The 19516-nt window shown below is 61.3% G+C and carries 24 protein-coding genes and 1 tRNA gene; 10 read left to right on the plus strand and 15 right to left on the minus strand.

What is annotated here, in order from left to right; translation table 11 throughout:
* Positions 1 to 24: 24 nt before the first annotated feature.
* Positions 25 to 519: a metal-binding protein gene (locus SIB46_RS09045; RefSeq protein WP_413297753.1), complete on the minus strand. Its 495-nt coding sequence runs from the start codon at positions 517 to 519 to the stop codon at positions 25 to 27.
* Positions 520 to 566: 47 nt separating this feature from the next.
* Here SIB46_RS09045 and SIB46_RS09050 point away from each other — a divergent pair.
* A tRNA-Val gene (locus SIB46_RS09050) sits at positions 567 to 638 on the plus strand.
* A 29-nt stretch (positions 639 to 667) separates the two neighbouring features.
* Here SIB46_RS09050 and SIB46_RS09055 read toward each other — a convergent pair.
* Entirely contained in the window at positions 668 to 1051 is a 384-nt protein-coding gene (locus SIB46_RS09055) for a putative quinol monooxygenase (protein ID WP_413295821.1), read from the minus strand.
* Between the two features lie 11 nt (positions 1052 to 1062).
* Positions 1063 to 1407, minus strand: a complete 345-nt coding sequence (locus tag SIB46_RS09060) for a hypothetical protein (protein WP_413295822.1) — start codon at positions 1405 to 1407, stop codon at positions 1063 to 1065.
* Between the two features lie 105 nt (positions 1408 to 1512).
* On the opposite strand from SIB46_RS09060, the gene SIB46_RS09065 reads away from it, so the two are divergent.
* The gene (locus SIB46_RS09065) at positions 1513 to 2289 is read left to right on the plus strand and encodes a dienelactone hydrolase family protein (RefSeq protein ID WP_413295823.1); all 777 of its coding nucleotides are present in this window, start codon (positions 1513 to 1515) and stop codon (positions 2287 to 2289) included.
* On the opposite strand, the gene SIB46_RS09070 is transcribed toward SIB46_RS09065, so the two are convergent.
* Both SIB46_RS09070 and SIB46_RS09075 read right to left on the minus strand, forming a co-directional pair.
* Positions 2238 to 2498, minus strand: a complete 261-nt coding sequence (locus SIB46_RS09070; protein WP_413295825.1) for a hypothetical protein — start codon at positions 2496 to 2498, stop codon at positions 2238 to 2240. The genes SIB46_RS09065 and SIB46_RS09070 overlap by 52 nt on opposite strands.
* 19 nt (positions 2499 to 2517) lie before the next feature.
* The gene (locus SIB46_RS09075) at positions 2518 to 3195 is read right to left on the minus strand and encodes a LuxR C-terminal-related transcriptional regulator (protein WP_413295826.1); all 678 of its coding nucleotides are present in this window, start codon (positions 3193 to 3195) and stop codon (positions 2518 to 2520) included.
* A gap of 56 nt (positions 3196 to 3251) precedes the next feature.
* Here SIB46_RS09075 and SIB46_RS09080 point away from each other — a divergent pair, with 56 nt between their 5' ends.
* A complete protein-coding gene (locus tag SIB46_RS09080) occupies positions 3252 to 3710 on the plus strand; it encodes a protein phosphatase (RefSeq protein ID WP_413295827.1) in 459 nt (152 codons plus the stop codon).
* A gap of 42 nt (positions 3711 to 3752) precedes the next feature.
* Entirely contained in the window at positions 3753 to 6482 is a 2730-nt protein-coding gene (locus SIB46_RS09085; protein WP_413295828.1) for a valine--tRNA ligase, read from the plus strand.
* Here SIB46_RS09085 and SIB46_RS09090 read toward each other — a convergent pair whose 3' ends face one another.
* Positions 6483 to 7565 carry a mechanosensitive ion channel family protein gene (locus SIB46_RS09090; protein WP_413295829.1) on the minus strand — a complete coding sequence of 361 codons (1083 nt, stop codon included), beginning with the start codon at positions 7563 to 7565 and terminating at the stop codon, positions 6483 to 6485.
* 151 nt (positions 7566 to 7716) lie between these two features.
* Here SIB46_RS09090 and SIB46_RS09095 point away from each other — a divergent pair, with 151 nt between their 5' ends.
* Positions 7717 to 8340, plus strand: coding sequence for a TVP38/TMEM64 family protein (locus tag SIB46_RS09095; RefSeq protein ID WP_413297755.1), 624 nt, complete (start codon positions 7717 to 7719; stop codon positions 8338 to 8340).
* A gap of 40 nt (positions 8341 to 8380) precedes the next feature.
* On the opposite strand, the gene SIB46_RS09100 is transcribed toward SIB46_RS09095, so the two are convergent.
* From SIB46_RS09100 to SIB46_RS09110, 3 genes are read right to left on the minus strand one after another with little or no spacing between them, the layout of a single operon-like run.
* Positions 8381 to 8545, minus strand: coding sequence for a hypothetical protein (locus tag SIB46_RS09100; RefSeq protein WP_413295831.1), 165 nt, complete (start codon positions 8543 to 8545; stop codon positions 8381 to 8383).
* Positions 8542 to 8640: a DNA ligase gene (locus SIB46_RS09105; RefSeq protein ID WP_413295833.1), complete on the minus strand. Its 99-nt coding sequence runs from the start codon at positions 8638 to 8640 to the stop codon at positions 8542 to 8544. Before SIB46_RS09105 ends, SIB46_RS09100 begins: the two co-directional genes overlap by 4 nt.
* Before the next feature lie 13 nt (positions 8641 to 8653).
* On the minus strand, positions 8654 to 9595 hold the full coding sequence (locus tag SIB46_RS09110; RefSeq protein WP_413295835.1) for a bestrophin family ion channel: 942 nt from the start codon (positions 9593 to 9595) through the stop codon (positions 8654 to 8656).
* Between the two features lie 87 nt (positions 9596 to 9682).
* Between SIB46_RS09110 and SIB46_RS09115 the strand changes: the two genes are divergently transcribed.
* A complete protein-coding gene (locus SIB46_RS09115) occupies positions 9683 to 11068 on the plus strand; it encodes a hypothetical protein (protein ID WP_413295837.1) in 1386 nt (461 codons plus the stop codon).
* Position 11069: 1 nt separating this feature from the next.
* Here the strand turns inward: SIB46_RS09115 and ligA are convergent, their stop codons facing one another.
* Together ligA and SIB46_RS09125 are read right to left on the minus strand one after the other, a co-directional pair.
* Complete coding sequence (ligA, locus tag SIB46_RS09120; RefSeq protein WP_413295839.1) at positions 11070 to 13115, minus strand: NAD-dependent DNA ligase LigA; 2046 nt, start codon at positions 13113 to 13115, stop codon at positions 11070 to 11072.
* A gap of 11 nt (positions 13116 to 13126) precedes the next feature.
* On the minus strand, positions 13127 to 13546 hold the full coding sequence (locus SIB46_RS09125) for a hypothetical protein (RefSeq protein ID WP_413297756.1): 420 nt from the start codon (positions 13544 to 13546) through the stop codon (positions 13127 to 13129).
* 81 nt (positions 13547 to 13627) lie between these two features.
* On the opposite strand from SIB46_RS09125, the gene SIB46_RS09130 reads away from it, so the two are divergent.
* The 3 genes from SIB46_RS09130 to SIB46_RS09140 all read left to right on the plus strand — a co-directional run bounded on the left by SIB46_RS09130 (position 13628) and on the right by SIB46_RS09140 (position 15256).
* Positions 13628 to 14167 carry a SprT family zinc-dependent metalloprotease gene (locus SIB46_RS09130; RefSeq protein ID WP_413295841.1) on the plus strand — a complete coding sequence of 180 codons (540 nt, stop codon included), beginning with the start codon at positions 13628 to 13630 and terminating at the stop codon, positions 14165 to 14167.
* A gap of 111 nt (positions 14168 to 14278) precedes the next feature.
* Complete coding sequence (locus SIB46_RS09135; RefSeq protein ID WP_413295843.1) at positions 14279 to 14674, plus strand: hypothetical protein; 396 nt, start codon at positions 14279 to 14281, stop codon at positions 14672 to 14674.
* 60 nt (positions 14675 to 14734) lie between these two features.
* Positions 14735 to 15256, plus strand: a complete 522-nt coding sequence (locus tag SIB46_RS09140; RefSeq protein WP_413295845.1) for a DUF1269 domain-containing protein — start codon at positions 14735 to 14737, stop codon at positions 15254 to 15256.
* Here the strand turns inward: SIB46_RS09140 and SIB46_RS09145 are convergent.
* Complete coding sequence (locus tag SIB46_RS09145) at positions 15249 to 17363, minus strand: PhoX family protein (protein WP_413295847.1); 2115 nt, start codon at positions 17361 to 17363, stop codon at positions 15249 to 15251. The two genes, SIB46_RS09140 and SIB46_RS09145, sit on opposite strands and share 8 nt — an antisense overlap.
* Positions 17364 to 17481: 118 nt before the next feature.
* Here SIB46_RS09145 and SIB46_RS09150 point away from each other — a divergent pair, with 118 nt between their 5' ends.
* On the plus strand, positions 17482 to 17697 hold the full coding sequence (locus tag SIB46_RS09150; protein WP_413295849.1) for a hypothetical protein: 216 nt from the start codon (positions 17482 to 17484) through the stop codon (positions 17695 to 17697).
* Here SIB46_RS09150 and SIB46_RS09155 read toward each other — a convergent pair.
* From SIB46_RS09155 to SIB46_RS09165, 3 genes are read right to left on the minus strand one after another with little or no spacing between them, the layout of a single operon-like run.
* Positions 17648 to 18112, minus strand: coding sequence for a hypothetical protein (locus SIB46_RS09155; RefSeq protein ID WP_413295851.1), 465 nt, complete (start codon positions 18110 to 18112; stop codon positions 17648 to 17650). The genes SIB46_RS09150 and SIB46_RS09155 overlap by 50 nt on opposite strands.
* A 54-nt stretch (positions 18113 to 18166) precedes the next feature.
* Complete coding sequence (locus tag SIB46_RS09160; RefSeq protein WP_413297757.1) at positions 18167 to 18763, minus strand: chorismate lyase; 597 nt, start codon at positions 18761 to 18763, stop codon at positions 18167 to 18169.
* A gap of 57 nt (positions 18764 to 18820) precedes the next feature.
* Positions 18821 to 19429 (minus strand): hypothetical protein, encoded by a 609-nt coding sequence (locus tag SIB46_RS09165; protein WP_413295853.1) that lies wholly within the window; start codon positions 19427 to 19429, stop codon positions 18821 to 18823.
* Positions 19430 to 19516: the final 87 nt, after the last annotated feature.

Genomic DNA, 19516 nt, shown 5'->3' on the forward strand with positions numbered 1-19516 from the left:
CGGCGCTGCTGGGGGAGGGATCAGTCACCGGCGCAACGGGGGTGGCATCGGGTCGCCATCCTGCAGCAGATGCAGCCAGGCGCTGGCTTCAATCGCCACCAGGGCTGTGATCAGTTGCTGTGGATAAGCCCGCCACAGCGTTTCGATTTGTTGAATGCCCCACAGCGGCCCTGGCCCGCCGATGGTTTGCAGCCCAACCAGGGCCAGCAGCAACCAGCCCAGCAGCAGCAGCAGCCGGCTGGCGCTGCCCAGCAGTGGGGTGTGGGACATCCAGCCGCGATGGCGCACCAGGCGGCGGTAGGGCCACCACAGCCCGCTGAGCCATCCCCAGCGCTGACTTGGGCGGCTGCGGGTGTCGAGATCGGGGGAGAGCCACAGCCCACCAACCAGAAAAGCCAGCCCGGCCGTGAGCCCTGTGGGCCAACCCAGCAGCAGCGCCATGACCAGCCCCAGCAGCCAGCTGATGGCCCAGGTGGCTTGATCGTGGCGGCGGCCGCTAGCCAGGGTGCGGGGTTCCAGCTGAGCCCAGGATCCAGGCTCAAGTCAGTTGGCACAATGGTCAAACCGCCCGGTTAGCTCAGCGGTAGAGCGCCTCTCTTACAAAGAGGATGTCGCTGGTTCGAACCCGGCACCGGGCATCACCAATTCCCACCCTTCACCGTTTGATTCAGATCGGTGAGGCGGGATCGGCGTTGGGATTGAGCACAAAGGAGCCCTTGCCAGTGCTCTGGTACTCAGCGGCGAAGGCTTTGAGCCGTTCTTTGGAGGCGGGGTTGGGATCGCCCCAACAACGGCACGACACCTTGCTGCAGCAGTTAATCAGCTCACCGAGGGGTTTGCTGGCGCCGGGGTCATCGAGGTGGGAGGCAAAGGTGTCGTCGTTGGCGTAGATCTCCACCCATTCGCTCAGATTCGGCTCGGGGTAATCGGCGTGATAGCAGATCACACCAGGGTGGTTGAGCATCACCTCAGCCAGTGCTTTCTCGCTTTGGCAGAACTGGTTTTGCATGCCGGGCTTGATCTCCCAGCGGACCTTGAGCAGAAAAGCCATGGGTGCTGCTCCTATTGGGGGGCGCCGTTGTAGATGACCTGTTTGACCCGGTTGCCTTCAGGGTCGATCAGGATCTTGGTTTGCACCGTGGCCGGTTTTTGATTCACTTCCCAGCCCGGAGCACCACCGAGGAAATTGAACAGGTAGCCATTCGCGCTGTCTTCGACGAGGCAATCACCACCGCCTGAGCGGTGCATGCAGCTAGCGGTGAAGTAGTTGCTGAGGCCGCCGTTGAGGCGCTCGGCTTCCATGCGGGCCAAGTTGGCTGCTCGCACTTGGCTGGCGGGAACTTGTGCCAAGGCCGAACTGGCTGTGGCAACCAGCAGAAGTCCAGCAGTGAGTAAGGGTTTGAGCATGGTTGATGCGGCACTCCATACCTTTGGTAGCCACGGCGTTGCGCGGTGAACTCCTGACGCTGCAAACGATCGTTTTTAGGGTTCAGATACCTAGGGGTAAGAGCTGTGCAGATCACCCAGCAGCAGCAGGGCTTGATGGTGGATGGCTCGCTGATGCGGCTGCATGTTGCCCAGCCCAAAGCCGAAGGCTGCTATCCAGGGGTGGTGTTCTTCTCCGACATCTACCAACTCGGTGAGCCGATGCTGCGCTTGGCGAACCGTTTGGCGGGATACGGCTACGTGGTAGCCGCACCAGAGATCTTTCATCGGTTGGAGCGGCCCGGCACGGTGATGGAGCCTGGTGGTGTGGGCCGTCTGCGTGGCAATGCCGATGCCAAGGCCACGCCTGTTGCGGCCTACGACGCCGATGCCAGCGCCGTTCTCGATTGGCTTGGCGAGCAAGGCAGTGTTGATGGCCAGCGGCTCATCAGCTTTGGCTTTTGCTTAGGCGGCCATCTGGCTTTGCGGGCGGCCTTGGATGAGCGCATCAAGGCTGCTGTTTGCTGCTACCCAACCGGTTTGCAGAACGGGGTGTTGGGCGCTGATCGCGCCGACACGCTTGAGCGTTTGAGCGAGATTCAAGCCTCGGTGTTCACCGTGTTCGGCAGCCTCGATCCCCACGTGCCACCTGAGGCGTTGCAGCAGGTGCTCGCAGCGTTTGAGGCCAGCGGCCTCAATCACCGCAGCAAGCTTTTTGAGGCCGATCACACGTTCATGCGTGATGACGGCCCCCGCTGGGATCCCCAAGCCGCTGATCAGGCGTGGTCAGCGGCTATGCAGTTCTTGGCTGATCAGCCTTCGGGGAACAGCAAGTTGGTGAGCTCGTCGGCATCCACGTCGTAGGCCAACGCCAAGGTGCTTTCCACCGTGGAGGTCACCTCCGACGGCAAGAACCTCAAGGCGTTCATGGCGTCTTCTGAGATCTCGTCGGTGGCGAGCTTTTCTCCTTCTGGATTGAGCTTCTCGTCGTTGAGGACCGCCAGTACCCAGGTTTGATAAGCGAACAGCAGATCAGACAGCTCGAGATCGGGATCGTTGAGGTCGAGGGCCATGGGAAGGCGTGCAACACCTTCAGTCTGCCTGCAGCAGGCCCAATTGCCGGCCCTTGCGCACAGCGAGATGGCGGCTGGGTACCTCCAACTTCTCGTAGAGCTCCCGTACATAGCCCTTCAAGGTGCTGTGGGCGAGGCCTAATTCGTGAGCTAATTCCGCCAAGGAGTGCTGGCTTTGCAGGCCTTCAAGCACCTCTTGCTGCCTCGGGGACAGGTGGGGATGGCGCTGGGCATTCACTTGTTTCAACGCTGGATCGACAAAGCAGGTGCCCTCCTCTTGGAGATGTTCCAAGGCCCGCAGCAGCACACCACGGCCCAGTTGCTCGCTGCTGCAGGCAGCATCCACGCCAAGGCTCAGCATTTGCTGCCATGGGAAATGCTGCGGCCGGCTCACGATCAAAAGCGTCTGCAGCTGCGGTTGGATCTGCTTGCTGCGGCTCACCAACTGGAGCCCGGATCCCTGCTGCAGCTGGTCGTGGCTGATCAGCAGCTGCGGGCGGCGCTGTTGCACGTGCCTGGCGGCTTCTGCTTCGGTGGTGCAGGCCGCCACCACATCGGCGCTCCCTTGCAGCGCGGTGGATTGGCTGACCAACAGCGGCCAGCTTGGGCTGCACAGCACCACCCGTTGGCCGGCGAGCAGGGCTTCTCCCCGCTGGCGCCTCTCCCGCAGCATCCCCAGTTGGGTCGTGCAGTCCATGGCAGGCGCGCTTCTGATCAGCTGGTAGGAGATATGGATTGTGGTGCGGTTAGCCAGTGGTGGAAGCGCAATCCAATAACGATCTGCAGGGGGCGCTGCTGCACTTTGCAGTGCAGGAATTGGTGCGCCATCAGCGCGAGGAATTCCCGCCGCTGTGGACCCGTGAAAGCTGGGCCAAGTTTTTGATCTGGTTGGCTTTGCAGTGCGGCGCTGGCGTTCAGCAGCAGGAGCTGGAAGCTTTTGCCCATGCTTTGGGTCCAGTGTTGACCGGCCGCTTGCGGCGTTTGTTTTTTGAGCGCGAACTCGGCGATCTCGATCTCAAAGTGATGGCCGATCCTGCAGAAGCACAAGTGCTGGTGATGCCGCTGGGCCCAGCGCGGCCCTTGGCTGAAGCTGATGTGCAAGCTGCTCTGGGGCAGGTCAAGCTCACGGAGCTGGTGCTGGCCGAGCCGAGCAGCTGGCAGCAGCTGGAGGCGTTGGTGGCGATTCCTTGGCGCGGCGCCCCGGAAGCCTGAGCTGCTTTTTGCGAGCATGGCCGCTTCGCGCGCGCCGCTGCAGTGATCGAACTGGCCAAGACCTACGACCCCCAGGCCACTGAGGAGCGCTGGCAGCAGGCCTGGGAAGAGTCAGGGGCGTTTCACCCAGATCCTGAGGCCCCTGGCGAACCGTTTTCGCTGGTGACGCCGCCACCGAACGTGACCGGCAGCCTGCACATGGGCCATGCCTTCAACACGGCGCTGATCGACACGATTGTTCGGTTTCAGCGGATGCAGGGCAAAAACGTGCTCTGTCTGCCGGGCACGGACCACGCCTCGATTGCGGTTCAGACAATTCTGGAAAAACAGCTCAAGGCTGAGGGCAGCAGCAAAGAGGAGCTGGGCCGCGAAGGATTTTTAGAGCGCTGCTGGGCCTGGAAGGGAGAAAGCGGCGGGCGCATCGTTAGCCAGCTGCGCCGCCTTGGTTTCTCGGTGGATTGGCAGCGGGAGCGCTTCACCCTCGATGCCGGTTGCAGCCAGGCGGTGATCGAAGCCTTCGTCAGCCTGCATGAGCAAGGCCTGATTTACCGGGGCGAATACCTGGTGAATTGGTGCCCGGCTTCCGGCTCGGCCGTGAGTGATCTGGAAGTGGAGATGAAAGAGGTGGATGGTCACCTCTGGCATTTCCGCTACCCCCTCAGCGATGGCAGTGGCCATCTGGAAGTCGCCACCACGCGCCCGGAAACGATGCTGGGCGATACCGGTGTGGCGGTGAACCCCAGCGATGGGCGCTATAGCGCTCTGGTGGGCCAAACCCTCACACTGCCCTTGGTGGGGCGCCAGATTCCGATCGTGGCCGATGAGCACGTTGATGCGGAGTTCGGCACCGGTTGCGTCAAGGTGACGCCCGCCCATGACCCCAACGACTTCGCCATTGGCCAGCGCCATGGATTGCCGTTGATCACGGTGATGGCCAAGGACGGCAGTATGAACAGTGAAGCCGGCCGCTTTGCCGGCTTGGATCGCTTTGAAGCGCGTAAAGCCGTCGTGGCGGCGATGGAGGAGCAGGGCTTGCTGGTGAAGGTGGAGCCCCATCGCCACAGCGTTCCCTATTCCGATCGCGGCAAGGTGCCGGTGGAGCCGTTGCTCTCCACCCAGTGGTTTGTCAAAGCTGAGCCGTTAGCGGCCCGCTGCCGTGAGGCCCTCGATCAAGCCAAGCCACAGTTCGTGCCGGAGCGTTGGAGCAAGGTCTACCGCGATTGGCTCACCGACATTCGCGATTGGTGCATCAGCCGCCAGCTGTGGTGGGGCCATCGCATCCCGGCCTGGTTTGTGATCAGCGAAAGCGGTGGCCGCTACACCGACACCACGCCCTATGTGGTGGCGCGCAATCAAGCCGAGGCGCTGGAGAAAGCGCGCACCCAGTTCGGCGCTGAGGCCCAGATTGAGCAGGATGAAGACGCCCTCGACACCTGGTTTTCCAGCGGCCTGTGGCCCTTCTCGACCCTGGGTTGGCCCGATCAGAACGCGCCTGATCTGCAGCGTTGGTATCCCACCAGCCTGCTGGTGACGGGCTTCGACATCATCTTTTTCTGGGTGGCCCGGATGACGATGATGGCCGGTGCATTTACCGGCGAGACGCCGTTTGCCGACGTCTACATCCACGGCTTGGTGCGCGATGAGAACAACCGCAAGATGAGCAAATCAGCCGGCAATGGCATCGACCCATTGCTGCTGATTGATCGCTATGGAGCTGATGCCCTGCGCTTTGCCCTGGTGCGCGAAGTGGCCGGGGCCGGGCAAGACATCCGCCTGGATTACGACCGCAAGAGCGACACCTCCGGCACGGTGGAGGCGTCTCGCAACTTCGCCAACAAGCTCTGGAATGCCACCCGCTTTGCCCTGATGAATTTGGGCGGCGAGACCCCAGCGAGCCTTGGCAAGCCGGACCCTGCAGCGCTGCAGCTGGCCGATCGCTGGATCCTCTCCCGCTTGGCTCGCGTCAACCGCGAGACGGCCGCCCGCTACAGCAGCTATGGCTTGGGTGAAGCGGCCAAAGGCCTCTATGAGTTCGCCTGGAACGAGGTTTGCGATTGGTATCTAGAGCTCAGCAAGCGGAGGCTCAACCCTGGCGAGAACCCCAGCGCCGAGGCCTTGGCGGATCAGCGCACGGCCCGGCAGGTGCTGGCTCAAGTGATGGAGGAGTTGCAACGGATGTTGCACCCGCTGATGCCCCACCTCAGCGAAGAGCTCTGGCACGCGCTCACCGGCGCAGATGACGCCACTTATCTGGCGCTGCAGAGCTGGCCTGAGCTCAATGAAGCCGCCTTGGATGAGGCCCTCGAGCGCTCCTTTGCCGAGCTGTTTGAAGCCATTCGCGTGGTGCGCAACCTGCGCGCGGTGGCCGGGTTAAAGCCATCGCAGGCCGCGCCGGTGCGCTTCATCACCACCCGCTCTGATTTGGCCGAAAGCCTGAGGCACGCCAGCGTTGATATCGCGGCCCTCACCCGCGCTGAATCAGTGGGGGTGCTGGCGGATGCCCCAGCTGGCCGCGCCTTGGCTGGCGTCAGTGGTGAGCTGCAGGTACTGCTCCCCATCGATGGCCTGGTGGATCTTGAGGCCCTCAAAGGCCGCCTATCCAAAGACCTCTCCAAGGCGGAGAAGGAGATCGCTGGGCTGCAAAAGCGGCTCGATAATCCCAACTTCGCCGATAAGGCACCAGCGGCTGTGGTGGCTGAGTGCCGCGCCAACTTGGCCGAGGCTGAAACCCAAGCCCAACTGGCCCGCAAACGCTTGGCTGATCTGAGCTGATCAAGCCACGTTGAGCTTGCGGATGGCGTTGTCCTCCGGCAGTTGGGGTGCTGGGTAGAAGGTGGTGGCGGGGAAGGCGAAATCAGCGCCTGCGCCTTTGACGATCTCGGCGATATCGAGGAACACCTGCTGCTGCACATCCAGCCATTCCTTCCACACGGTGGTGTGGGTGAAGCAGTAGATCATCACGTTTACCGACGAGCTATCCCACTCGTTGAAGTTCACCAGAATCGTTTGGCTCTGGTCTATCTCGGGATGGTTTTCCAGCATCGTGCGGATCTGCTCGGTGACGTCTTGAACCCGGGTGATGTCTTCGTAGCGAAGGCTCAGGCTGGTTTTGATGCGGCGGTTGTACATCTGCCCCGGGTTCTCGATCGGGTTGGTGGCAAACACCGCATTGGGGATGTAAAGCGGGCGGCGATCAAAGGTGCGCAAACGCGTGTGATACCAACCGATGCTCTCAACCGTGCCCTCCAGGCCGGTGGTGCTGATCCAATCGCCTTCTTTGAAGGGACGATTGAAAAACAACATGAATCCTGAGAGGAAGTTCTGGGAGATGTGTTGGGTGCCAAAGCCGATGCCGATGCCCGCGCCGCCCAGCAGCGTGGCCACGGCGGTGGTGGACACCCCAAAGGTGACCATCAGCGCAGCGCTGGCTACCACCAGCACGCCAATCACATAAAGCCGGTCCAAGAGGCTGATCAACATCGCCTCATCTTTTGGATCCTCCACCTTCAGCCACTCTTCAAAGCTGCGCGAGCGCAGCACGGCATGGCCCAGGCGAATGGCGGCCCAGCTGATGGCCACGATCATCAAGCTGGCCGACAGCCGCGCGCTGGCCAGGCCATTGAGCTTGCTAGTGGCCGGCTCCAACAGCTGCGTGATCCAGCCGGCGTAGAGCGCAACAGCCAGGCCCAGGGTGAGCGGGCGCTTCACCGTGCGGGAGACCAGGGCACCCACCCGGCGGCCGCGGCGCTCCAGCAGCGTGAGCGTGATCCACAGGACCACCAAGCCGGCGGTACCAATCAGCACACCCTGGTTGCTGTGCAACAGATCCAGTTCGCCAAAGAGCGGCTGCGACATCCGGCGGGGTCCGGTAACAAGCCCGCCAGTCTCAACAATCTTATTGATTAATGCAAGTTAATTCCGGCTGTCCTATCCAGCCGGCTGCGGAACGCGCCTCACTGCAGAACCGGTCACCATGGCGGCATCTTCTGTGTTGGCGGTTCTGGCGATGGCCGAGCTGATCCCCGCGCTGGACACGGTGTTGGAGCTGCTGCGCAGCCCCCTTGGGGCTGTGTTGTTTGTGCCGCTCTATGCCCTGTGGGTGACGCTGCTGCTTCCAGGGGTGTGGGCATCGATGTTGGCTGGGGTGCTCTATGGCACCTGGGGCGGCAGTGCCTTGGTGTTTTTTGGGGCCTGCTTCGGCGCGGTGGCCACGTTTTTGCTGGGCCGCCATTGGCTGCGCGATTGGGCTAGCCAGCGGCTGGCCCGCTGGCCGCGGCTGCAGGCGATTGAAACGGCCGTGAGCCGTGAAGGGTTGCGCTTGGTATTGCTCACTCGGCTCTCGCCGGCTTTTCCTTTCAGCCTGTTGAACTTGGCCTATGGGCTCAGTGCTGTGTCGCTGCGCGACTACAGCCTTGGCTTGATCGGGATTCTCCCCGGCACGGTGCTGTTCTGCGCCCTTGGTGCATTGGCTGGGGATGTGGCCCGCTTTGGCGAGGTGCTCTCTGGCGAGGCCGATGGCGTCACCTGGGCGTTGCGGATCGTGGGTGTGCTCGCCACCTTCGCTGTGGTCTGGCTCGTGGGGCGTGCGGCTCAGCGGGCTTTGCAGAGCGATGCTTCAGAGGCTGATTAGGGGGTGGGCCAGACGTATTCGGTCAGTGCAGCCTGATCACTCAGGTGCTCTCTTGGTTCTTGATCGGAAGATCGCGCAGAGAGGCGATCAGCACAAACCAACCCAGCCTCAGCTTGGCGGTGATGCCTTCTCGAGTTGCTAACTCGGCGTACTTGGCACGGCCGCAGTCGGTTTTGATCCAGCGGTGAATAGCAGGGCGGCTCATGGGTTGATCAGGTCTTGCAATGCCGACTCGTCGATGATGGCCACGCCGAGCTTTTCGGCTTTCTGCAATTTGCTGCCTGCTTTACTGCCGGCCACCACTTAGTTGGTCTTAATCCCACTGAATCGGGCGATGGCTACTGAAGCTGAAGCGATGCTCAAATTCTTCCGGTAGCAGGTCTTCGGTGATCGTCATGCAGATGACATTTTGGGGCATGGAGAAGCTGCTGCCATCTTGATCGAATGGGCCTTCGATATAAGCGCCAATTCGCTCAGCAAATAGAAATCCAATCATCAAGGCGATTCCAGTTGCCAACGAGTTGTCGTGCTTGAAAGCCAATAGCAGCTGGGAGCCAAAAACCCACGTCAGAAGTCGCACAAATACGTCATAGGGAGGCGGGATTGGCGTGTTGCGAATGCGCTGCAATCCACCAATGGCCACCATCGTGGCATCTGCAGTTTGCACGAGTTGGTTGCGGCCCCAATCATCAATGATGGCTTTTTGGTGCAGTTTCTGAATATCCAGCGCTCGAATTTCGCTCATGCGCCGCACGCTGGTTCCTGGCTTGAGCTTGATTTGCTCACAAATTTGCTTCAGCACAACTGAGTCTGATGGATGCCAGAAGTTGCGCAATTCAAAGTTGTTTTGCCAAATCATCGCCACTTGAAGCCTGACCAGGCGTTTGATGCTCGCCCTGGCTTCCTTGACGTCAATGTAGGTATAGAGATTGTCTTTCCAGCAGCGACTGTGGTTAACCAGCTCGCCCCACAATTTTCTTGCCTCCCACCAGCGGTTGATGGCTTCGGTGTTACGAAAGCCGATGAAGATTGAGACCGCAATGCCGAGAATCGACACTGCTTTACCGCTCAAGAGCCAGCTTTTGGGAATCGGAGCAATGGCAATGAGAAAGCTGAGCACCAAAACGACACCAATGTCTTTCCACATGCGTCGCCCGATTTGAATCAGGACCAATAGGTAGTCCTGAGGCAATGTCGCTGGAGGATCGCCGTAGTGGCCGCTCACGTAGTGATTGGGTACTTGTTTGCGGGACAACTTTGCGCTGATTGAATTAATTTACTTATGATAAAGTGATCGAGTAATTGCGTCAACTGCGCAGTATTCAATTTTTAGTTTCAAGCCGTGGGTTCTCCTGTTACTTGGCTGCGCAGCTTTATCGATCGTTTGTTGCGCTTAGATTTATTTCTGCCTCTGGTTGCAGTTGGGGCTGTTGTTGTTGTCATTTTAACTCCTGTTGTTTGGTCTTTTTACGAGGCTTCCTTTTATTTTGGCTCCCGCGATTCTGCTCCGGCAGCCCATGTTTATGAGGTGAATCGCGGCACGGAGAAATATCTCGAGCAAGCGTTTGCGTTAGATAATGGAATTCAGGGATTTACCCCTGTTCAGCGCGACCTGATGTTGAAGTTCACGATTGACAAGGTGGCTGATCTTGATCTGGCTCGTCGCACGGTGTTTGTATCTGGAAAGGTGTCGGCTGTTTGGTCACCTGAATCACTTGGGCAGCAAATTATTACCACGGATCGCTACCAGGCTGCGCGCATTGCTGGCTATGAAGAGCAGGATCTGTTGAAGGATTTGGAAATGCCTGATTTGGTTAAAGATGATTTTTACACCTATGACCCTTTAGTTTTAAGGCAAATCCAAAAAGGCGATAAGACTGTTTTTGTCTCTGAGTATAACTTCTCGGGAAATATTCGCTTTCCTTTGAATCTTCGGGAATATCCATTGGATATTCAGCGCATTCCCTTGCAGGTGCGCCATAAGATTCTCCCGTCATACATGTTGAAGTTTCAATCGCTGAAGCCCGACCTTGCCTTTGAAAGGCCTGATTTCTTTGTTGGCCAATATCGAATTGATCAGGTTCAAGCGCTGCCTCCCTCAATTGAGGCTCTTTACGACCCTTCCTTGAAGAAAGTGTTGTTGACCCCATCTGCATCTCCCCAGCAAGCGGTGCAACATTTTAAGCGTGCTGAAGCTGACGTTCGCGCCAACTCCAAGCAAGAGGGTGGGTTTAAGCAGCGTCTTGGAGCGTTGCAAAGCCGCTACTTCGGTGGGCCTGTTGGTCCCCGTTCGGTAGCAGGAATCACACTTGATCTGCGCAGGCAGTTCTCCACAACATTGATGCGCTCGATGTTTCCAGTTTCGCTTGCTCTATTGCTTCTGGTGCTATCAAGCTATATCCCTTATCGCTTCACCGATGTGAAGTTGGCTGTGCCGCCAACAATCTTGGTTTCCTTGGTCTTTATGCAACAAGGTGCCTATTCAGGGCTTCCAGATCTTGGTTATCCGATCCTACTTGATTACTTTTATTTGATGGCTTATGTGGTCACGTTGTTGATGTTCATGGATTTGCTGCTTACCTCGTTGAAGCGCAGTAGTTCCTGGACATGGCTTGTGACTTACAACCGTTTTGTGCGTGTCCTCACCCTGGCTGTTGCCACGGTCGGCCCGGTGGTTATTTGGTTTGGTTTCCGAATCTTGAATGCGGCTATGGCCTCTGCGGGTTGATTCATTTCGCATCGCCTGCCTGGCCGATGAGTCGCTGCAATTCGGCTTCATCAATCACGGCAACACCGAGTTTTTCAGCTTTCTGCAATTTGCTGCCTGCTTCGCTGCCGGCCACCACGTAGTTGGTTTTTTTGCTGACCGAACCTGTCACCTTGCCTCCAGCGGCCTCGATGATGGCTTGCGCTTGCACGCGGCTGAGGCTGGGCAATGTGCCTGTGAGCACCAGCGTTTGACCCGTTAGAGGGCCTGCTCCACCTTCGGCTTCAGCACCGTTGCCGTCGCTGGCCAGCGGCAGGTCCAAGGAAGCCAGCTGAGCCATCAGGTGTTGGTTGGCTTCCGTGCTGCACCATTGCTGCATGCATTGGCTGATCTCGGGGCCAATGCCATAGAGCCCGTTCAGCGCTTCTTCACTGGCGCCTTGAAGCACCTCCCAGCTGGGGAAGGCGGTGGCCAATATTTTGGCATTCACGCTGCCGATGTGGTGAATGCCCAAGGCAAACAGCAAGCGGTGCCATGGCCGTTGCCGGGAAGCCGCCAGCGCTTCGATCAAGTTGCTGGCGGACTGCTCGCCCATGCGCTCGAGGCTGGCCAGCAGGGCTGCATCCAGCCTGTAGAGGTCGGCGATGGAGCGCACCAAGCCGCGATCAACGAGCTGCTCAATCAACTTGCCTCCCAAGCCATCGACATCCATCGCTTGACGGCTCACCCAATGGCGCAAGGCACCGCGCAAGATCGCGGGGCAGCTGCTGTTCACGCAGCGGGTAGCTGCTTCTCCGCTTTCGCGCACCAGCACCGAACCACATTCAGGGCAGTGGCTCGGCAGCTCTAGCCGCTCGGCTCCCTCGGGCCTCAGTTCAGGCAGCACCCGCAGCACTTCCGGGATGATCTCGCCGGCTTTGCGCACCACAATCGTGTCGCCGCTGTGGAGATCGAGTTCCTCGAGGCGATCAGCGTTGTGCAAGGTGGCGCGGCTGACGCTGGTGCCGGCTAGCGGCACGGCTTCAAATTCCGCCACCGGCGTCACCACCCCGGTGCGGCCCACCTGGGCCACCAGGCGCAGCAGCCGGCTGGGCGCTTCTTCGGCGGCGTATTTCAGGGCGATCGCCCAGCGCGGCGCCTTTTGCGTGAAGCCAGCGAGCTGCTGACGCTCGAGCGCATCGAGCTTCACCACCACCCCATCGGTGGCGTAGGGCAACTGATGGCGCTGCTCCTCCCAGCGGTCATAGAAAGCCACCACCCCATTGGCTCCGCTGGCGCGCTCGCGGTGGGGATTGACGCGGAATCCCGCGGTTTCCAGCCATTGCAGGGCCTCCCATTGACTCTTGGGTCCTGCGGCATCCGCTGGTAGGTGAACGGTGTAAGCGAAGAAGTCCAGCCGTCTGGCGGCCACCACCTTCGGGTCGAGCTGACGCAGGGTGCCCGCGCAGGCATTGCGGGGATTGGCAAAGAGGGCCTCGCCGCGCTGCTGGCGCTCGGCGTTGATGGCTTCAAAGGTGTCGTCGGGGATGAAGGCTTCGCCCCGCACCTCCACCCAGGCCGGTGGCTGCTCGAGCTGCAACCGCAGCGGCACCGCTTGGATGGTGCGCACATTGGCGGTGATCTCCTCACCGCGGCTGCCATCACCGCGGGTGGCAGCGCGCACCAGCACCCCATCGGCGTAGCTCAAGGCCAAGGCATTGCCATCGATCTTGAGTTCGCAGACGTACTCGCGCTGACGCTCAGGGTTGTCCTCCAGCTGGCGCCCCAGGCGTCCATCCCAGGCCTGCAACTCTTCAGCGTTGAAGGCGTTATCAAGGCTGAGCATGCCGATGCGGTGCTCAACGCTGCTGAACCCCTCAGCGGGCGGGCCGCCCACCCGCTGGGTGGGGCTGTCAGCGCTCAGCAGCTCAGGGTGTTGCTGCTCAAGGTCCAACAACTCCCGGTAGAGCCGGTCGTAGACGGCATCTTCAAATTCAGGGGCATCCAGCACGTAATAGGCGTGGGCAGCCCGGTTCAGTAGCTGCCGCAGTTCGGCAGCCCGCAGCTGCTGCTGGGCCGTGGACGCCATCGCTTGCGGGCTCAGTCGCTGACGGGGCTGATGCGCTCAACGCGCCAGTTGTCCTCGGCTTTGACGAAGGTGAAGTCCAAGGGCAGCTCCTCACCGCCTTCGCTTTTGAGCTTCACGGTCAGCATGATCTGACCCTCTTGGATGCGGGGGCGGCCGGAACGCAGGTTGCGGTACTTGTTCAGCTTGAGACCAGCCAGGAAGCGGATGAACTGCTGGCGGTTGACGTGTTGCCGGTAGGTCTTGGTGGTGAGCAGGTAGGCCCCGTCGATTTGACCGGAGGCCACCTTGGTGAAGAACTGCTTGATCAGTGGGTTGATGCCTCGGGCGCTGATGACCAGGCGCACCGCGCTAACGGTCCAATAGAGCAGCAGCGCGCCGGCGCCAGCGAGCAGCAGTTTGGTGCCGAGATCACGGGCGAGTGACCAATCCATTTCCATGGCAGGGGCGGGGCATCAGCTGGGCTGGCACGAGTCTGCAGGACTGCGGCCACGATTGCGCGCACAATCGCTGCGATGCCCCTCGCGCCGCTACCGCCGTTGTTCCACCGGCTCGACCGGGAGCACTTCTCAGGTTGCCTGGGAGAGCTCGGGCGGCCAGCGCTGAAATTGCGCTGGAGTGATGGCCGTATGACCCGCACCGCCGGCCTGTACCGGCGCGGTCCAGGCATCTGCGAAATCGTGTTGTCACGGCCAGTGCTGGCGCCGTTGCCGCCTGAGGCCACCCTCAGCACGCTCTGCCACGAAATGATCCATGCCTGGGTGGACCGGGTGCAGCGGGTTAAGGAGGTGCATGGCCCTCAATTTCGCTCTCGCATGGCCCAGATCAATGGGGCCCAGCAGGACTTTGAGGTGAGCCTGCGCCACAGCTATCCCTTGCCAGCGGTTGTGGCTGGCTGGATTGCTGTTTGTCCGGTCTGCGGTCGCACGGCGGCCTACCGGCGCCGGCGCCAGGGGTTGGCCTGCCGGTACTGCTGCGAGCAGCACAATGGCGGCCGCTGGGATGCGCGCTTTCTGCTGCGCTTTGAGCGGCCTCAGGAGGTGTGCAGTGGCTGAATTTCTGGCGGGCTTGGTGGTGAGCGGCTGGGTGATCAGCTGGCTAGGCCTGCGCCGTGAGGCGACCTTGCGGCCGCGCCTGCCTAAGGTGCCTCAACGGATGAATGGTTGATGGTGGATCGGTTCTTCGACGGTGGTCTGGAGGAGCGCCTCGAAGGTTGGATCGATCGCGGTCGCGAGTTTGTTGATGGGGTGGCTGCCAACGCAGCAGCCAGCAATCAGCCCCGCTCGAGCTTTTCTGGCAGCTCGAGCAATGCCCGCCGGCGGCCCCTCGATGCCATCTCCAGGCGCGGCCAACGCTCCGCAGCCCCCAGCGATCCGGTGCCGGGCTGGAGTGATGCCGATAGTGAGTGGCCTGATGACGATGTCTTCAGCCTGCCCCGCTGGCAGCGTCCGGAACCCACACGCCAGCCTGCTCCTGATCCTTTAAACAGTGCGCCGCCGCGGCGTCAGCCCAGCAACCAGCGCCCCTTGCCCCGTTCGTCTCGGCGCCGCAGCCAGGGCTAGGGCTGATCACGCGGGCTTAACCCAGCGGCCAAAGGCTCAAGGGACAACGCTGTGTTGCTCATGGGTCAGCTGATCGTGCTCGGGTACCCCGATGCCGCCGAAGCCGAAGAGGTGCGCCGCGAGCTGGTGGGCTTGCAGCAAGACCATCTGATTGCTCTCGAAGATGCCGTGGTGGTGGTGCACCACAGCGAAGGCAAGGTGGAGCTGCGCCAAGCCCTCAACCTCACGGCCGCTGGTGCGGTGAGTGGTGGTTTTTGGGGCACCTTGGTGGGCTTGCTGTTTCTCAACCCGCTGGTGGGTGCGGCGGTGGGCGCTGGGGTGGGTGCAGCGTCTGGCGCCATGACGGATCTGGGCATCAATGACGGCTTTCTCAAGGAGGTGGGCGAGGCCCTTGGCCCCGGCAAGGCCGCCCTTTGCCTGCTGGTCAAAGAAGCCACCACCGATCGGGTGATTGAGAAATTGCGCCGCCACGCTGGCCACACCCAGCTGCTGCAAACCAACCTCAGCCACACCGACGAAGACCATCTCAAGGAGCTGCTGGATCAGGCCAAGCAGCAAGCCGAAGCCCTGCGGCTTAGCTGAGCAGCGCCTGGCCGTCGCGGCGGCGAATCAGCACCACGCTGGGTTTGGGCAGCGCGCCACTGCGGTTGCTTGGCCAGTTGGAGCCCAGCGGTACCCAGCGCTGCTGGCTGAGTGATTCGCCATTGCTGAGTTGCAGTTGGAAGCGGCGCGCCTCCTCGGCATTGTCGTTGCGGCTGCCATGGCGTTCGCCGGGATGCTGCACGGCTAAAAACAGCTGCTCACCCTCTGGGGTGAGGGCCAGCCCCGTGAGCTCGCATTCCATTGGGCCGGTGGCAAAGCAGAAGGCTTGGCCGGCTTGAGGCCCGCTGCTGGGGATCACCCAGCAGCTGTTATTGCCAAAGGTGCCGCCATTGAATTCGGGGTTGTTTTGGCTGCCGGTGCCGATGTCGGTCACCATCCACAGTGCCCCTGTGGGATCCACCGCAAGGTTGTCGGGATTGGCAAACCCCAGGCCGCCATCAGTGGGTTCACCGCCGGTGGCCACCATCTGCCAGCGGAAGCGATTGTTGCCCTGCTCGCTGAGGCGCATGATCCAGCCCTCATTCCAGGGGCTTTGATCTTGGGGGCCCTTGAAGATCGCCGGATCAGGCGTGCCATCGCTGCCGGGCATCCCTGAGGTGAAGCTCACCAGCAGATCACCGCTGGCTGGATCAAGCACGGTGTCTTCCGGCCTGGCGGTGGCAGTGATGCCAGCGGCATTGGCGGCTAGATGGGCATCGATCAATAGAGCGCCGAGTTGGGCTTCGCCTTCGCCTCTGTAGAGATCGCCAAGGGTGGGGTAGCGCTGGCGGTAGGCGGCAATGGCAGCGGGGCTATCGAGGCTTTCGGCGCCGGCTTGGTTCCGGTCGCTGTGGGGCACCTTCACGGGGGCCGCCAGTGGGTTCACCGGGGTGCCAGCGGTGAGCGCTACCCAGCTGCCGCTGCCATCGGGATTGAACACGGCTCCATAAAGGGTGCCTGTCTCAAAGAGCCGGCTGTTGGCTGGATCGCTGGGGTTGCTGACGACGCCATCGCTGAGGAAGCGGTAGAGGTGGCCACCGCGGCGATCGCAGCCGGAGTAGACGTGCAGTGGTTCGCCGGCGCGGGCCTTCACGGCAACGGCCTCATGGCGGAAGCGGCCGAGGCTGGTGTGTTTGGTGCCGGGATCATTCGGATTGGCCGGATCAATCTCCACCATCCAGCCGTATTTGTTGCCAGCTAGGCCAAATGGATTACCCAGGCCGTAGAGGCGCTTCTCCTGGCAGCGGAATGGCATTGCTGAGGGAGCCATGGCGCTGCCATCGGCGTAGACCGCTTCTGGAACCTGGCTTTGGAAGTTCTCTTCAGCGCTGAGCACCGTGCCCCAGGGGGTGGTGCCACCGGCGCAGTTGGCAAAGGTGCCGATGATGCGATCACCCAGGCCATCGTCGTAGCCCTGGCGCTCGCTCAAGCGGAACACCGAGCTGGCTGGGCCGCTGCTGCGTAGGCGCTGCACTGGTTCATCGAGGCCGGCGAGTCCATCAATGCGGCGATCTTCTGGGCCGGCTGCACGCTGCCAGTGGCCTTGGCCATCGCGCTTGAGCCGCAGCACGCCAATGCCTTGATCGCGCATGGCTTCAGTGGCCACGGTTGTGATGTTTGCTTGGAGTTCGGCATCGGGGGCATCGCCCCAGACATCGCGCTTGCCGCCACTGCTGGCCAGTGCCGCCACGACAGCGTCGTAGGGCAGGGGTTGTCCGGTGACGGCGCTGAAGCCTTGGCGCCAGGGAAGCGGGCTGATGTATTCGTAATTGACCGTTAGAAGTGCGGCATCAGCGCTGAGGGGGCGAAAGGCGAGGAAGTCGTTGTTGAAGCCAAAGCGGCTGCTTCCCACAGGATCTCCCCAGCTGGCCAAGAGCTCTTGCTCATATCCCTCCGGGAGGCTGAGGGCATCGTTGATGCGCACCATCCGGTAGGCCTGGCGTTGCTGCTGGGGGCTGAGGCCATCGGTGGGCAGCGGCAGCGGCGTTCGCACCGGCTTAAAGGGCGGCAGGGCTTGCTGACGTGCGCTGCTCGCCCGGCTGGGCAGGCTCAAACCGCCGGCGGCAGCACCTAACAGGAGCAGAAACTGCCGGCGTTGCAGGGCCATGGCGGAGGCGCTCAAGCAGCCCTTCAACCCTAGGGGGAATGGAACTTGAGCATTCCCGCAAACGGTGGCGCGGAAGCAGGTTCCTTGGCTAAAGAAAAATGAGACTCAGGTAAGACTCGTGGACCCTTCTGTGCTCGGCCTGTTGGCCATGGGTGTTGGGATGACCGCCGCTGATCCTGCTCAGATCGCTGCGGCGGCTGATCCGGTTCTGATGCAGCCGATCGTGATTGAGGTGGCTAACCCCTGTGATCAGGGCGTTGAGTTCCTGCACGACTTCGGCAGCTTCACCTTGGAGCAGTACGGCTACCAGAGCTGCCCTGTGCCGCTGTTTTGAGCGGGCTCACCTGAAAGCCGCAGCCCAGCAATTGCAGTCGGGCATTGACCGCAGCCACCAGATGCTTGGGCATGTCCTCAGCCATTTGCTCGGCTGAGGCGCTGATCGAGGGTGAGCCTTCATCGAGGGCTGAGAGCAGATCCGCCCACTGGCTGACCAGCTGCTGTTCATCAATGGCGTGCAAGCCCAGGCTTTGCAGCAGTTCGGTGCAGCGCTCTTCATGCCAAAGCACCGAGCGGTTGGCGTTTTGGTCGGGGCGCCGGTAGGCGTAGCCGCCATCAAGGGCGACATCGCTGGGCATGCCGTCGTCATCGCGCATGCCAGCGGTGCTGAGCATGCGGCCGCAGCTCACCGCTGAGAGGCCAAAGCGGCGACCCAGGTCGGTGAGTGTGAGCCAATTGACTTGGGATTCCATCAGACCCTCGTCGGATGACTTAATGCTGACGCGAGGGAAAAAGCGCGCAACCTGTCAACAGGGTTTCGCAGCATTACCGAACATATTTATAAAAACTTCATTGTTTTCTGCGTCGATGGCTGGCCCCAGCCATTGCTCGATTTTTGGCGAAAACACCTCGCGAATCACAGTCAGGGGCTTGCTTTGGCGGAAGAAGCGGTAATGGCGGCTCCAAAACGGCCCCTCTCCTTGCAGGCGTTCGTGTAACCAATCGGCTTGCACCAAGGCCACGCCATCTACCTCGCGAAACAGCTCGGCGCGGTTGCTGGTGAGGCTGCGCCAGATCGGTTGATCCTTTTCCTTGAGGTGTTCTTCGGCTTGCTGCTGGTTCCACCAGCTCTCGGCCCAGGCCAAGGTTTCACCGCCGCAGGTGAGCCACACCTGCCGGCGCAGCAATGGGGCTTGCAGCTCCTGCACCTCCCGGGGGGTATGCAAATCGCTGCCTGTGTCTGGAGCCATGGCCGCCAGATCAATGGCCACGGGATCGCCGGTGAGCAGCTGCAGGTGGCGCGTGGGGCTGCCATCACCCAGCAACCACAGGCGCCAAGGCCCCCGGAGCAACGTGCCGCTGAGGGTTGGATCACGCCACAGCACCTCTGGGGAGGAGCGCAGCAGCCCTGTTTGGGATGTGGACGGCAAAGCGTTGATGCCTGGCCAGCTGTTTTGACGCTAACGGCCCAGGCTCAGTTGCAGCTTGTCGCTGCCTTGGCGGATTACCACCCGATCGGCTTGTACCTGCTCCAGGATCCAGCCGCTGCTGCCAATCGGTTCGCCAACGCCTGTACTCAGTGAATTTCCGCCTGTTGTGAAGATCGCGCTGCCGCTGCGGCCGGGCACTTTCACCACACCCAGCAGTTCGGGCGCCACAGTGCCGCTGGTTGCGGGTGAAGCAGGAGGCTCACCAGCCGGATCCAGCGTTGCGGCTGGCGGAATCACCGGCGGAATTTCAACGCGCAGTGGCGGCATCGGCGCCGGAGCGGCGGCTGGCTCGCTGGCGGGCTTGAGCCGCTCAATCAATTGCAGTTGGCGCTGATGCTGCAGCTCATCGCGGGCTTGCATCCAGCCGCGCCACAGCAACCCCGCGGTCACAGCCGCGCTGCTGCTCAATAGGCATAGGGCGCCCAATAGGAGCCACCAACGCCGCTGACGCCACGGCGAGGGGGGTGAAGCCACTTCGGCCTCCTCTTGAATTGGAGCTGTTGCAGGAGGGGTTGGCTCAGCAATGGCTACCAAGGCCGTGCCGTTTAGGGGATTCACAGCGGCAAACACCCGGTCCATGACTTCCTCGGCGCGCAAATCCCAGTAGGCCAGATGGCGGCAATGCCGTTGGTGCAGATCTGGCAGGGTCGAGCTGGTCAGGGATTG

The organism is Synechococcus sp. MIT S9452 (assembly GCF_047304245.1).
Classification (GTDB): domain Bacteria; phylum Cyanobacteriota; class Cyanobacteriia; order PCC-6307; family Cyanobiaceae; genus RCC307.

What these genes read in the sequence shown, in the direction of transcription:
- SIB46_RS09055 (WP_413295821.1), bottom strand. Translation starts at nt 1,051, where the DNA reads ATGGCTTTTCTGCTCAAGGTCCGCTGGGAGATCAAGCCCGGCATGCAA.
- SIB46_RS09135 (WP_413295843.1), top strand. Translation starts at nt 14,279, where the DNA reads ATGGTGGATCGGTTCTTCGACGGTGGTCTGGAGGAGCGCCTCGAAGGT.
- SIB46_RS09130 (WP_413295841.1), top strand. Translation starts at nt 13,628, where the DNA reads ATGCCCCTCGCGCCGCTACCGCCGTTGTTCCACCGGCTCGACCGGGAG.
- SIB46_RS09125 (WP_413297756.1), bottom strand. Translation starts at nt 13,546, where the DNA reads ATGGATTGGTCACTCGCCCGTGATCTCGGCACCAAACTGCTGCTCGCT.
- SIB46_RS09095 (WP_413297755.1), top strand. Translation starts at nt 7,717, where the DNA reads ATGGCCGAGCTGATCCCCGCGCTGGACACGGTGTTGGAGCTGCTGCGC.
- SIB46_RS09060 (WP_413295822.1), bottom strand. Translation starts at nt 1,407, where the DNA reads ATGCTCAAACCCTTACTCACTGCTGGACTTCTGCTGGTTGCCACAGCC.
- SIB46_RS09145 (WP_413295847.1), bottom strand. Translation starts at nt 17,363, where the DNA reads ATGGCCCTGCAACGCCGGCAGTTTCTGCTCCTGTTAGGTGCTGCCGCC.
- SIB46_RS09140 (WP_413295845.1), top strand. Translation starts at nt 14,735, where the DNA reads ATGGGTCAGCTGATCGTGCTCGGGTACCCCGATGCCGCCGAAGCCGAA.
- SIB46_RS09100 (WP_413295831.1), bottom strand. Translation starts at nt 8,545, where the DNA reads ATGAGCCGCCCTGCTATTCACCGCTGGATCAAAACCGACTGCGGCCGT.
- SIB46_RS09155 (WP_413295851.1), bottom strand. Translation starts at nt 18,112, where the DNA reads ATGGAATCCCAAGTCAATTGGCTCACACTCACCGACCTGGGTCGCCGC.
- ligA (WP_413295839.1), bottom strand. Translation starts at nt 13,115, where the DNA reads ATGGCGTCCACGGCCCAGCAGCAGCTGCGGGCTGCCGAACTGCGGCAG.
- SIB46_RS09075 (WP_413295826.1), bottom strand. Translation starts at nt 3,195, where the DNA reads ATGGACTGCACGACCCAACTGGGGATGCTGCGGGAGAGGCGCCAGCGG.
- SIB46_RS09090 (WP_413295829.1), bottom strand. Translation starts at nt 7,565, where the DNA reads ATGTCGCAGCCGCTCTTTGGCGAACTGGATCTGTTGCACAGCAACCAG.
- SIB46_RS09165 (WP_413295853.1), bottom strand. Translation starts at nt 19,429, where the DNA reads ATGGACCGGGTGTTTGCCGCTGTGAATCCCCTAAACGGCACGGCCTTG.
- SIB46_RS09070 (WP_413295825.1), bottom strand. Translation starts at nt 2,498, where the DNA reads ATGGCCCTCGACCTCAACGATCCCGATCTCGAGCTGTCTGATCTGCTG.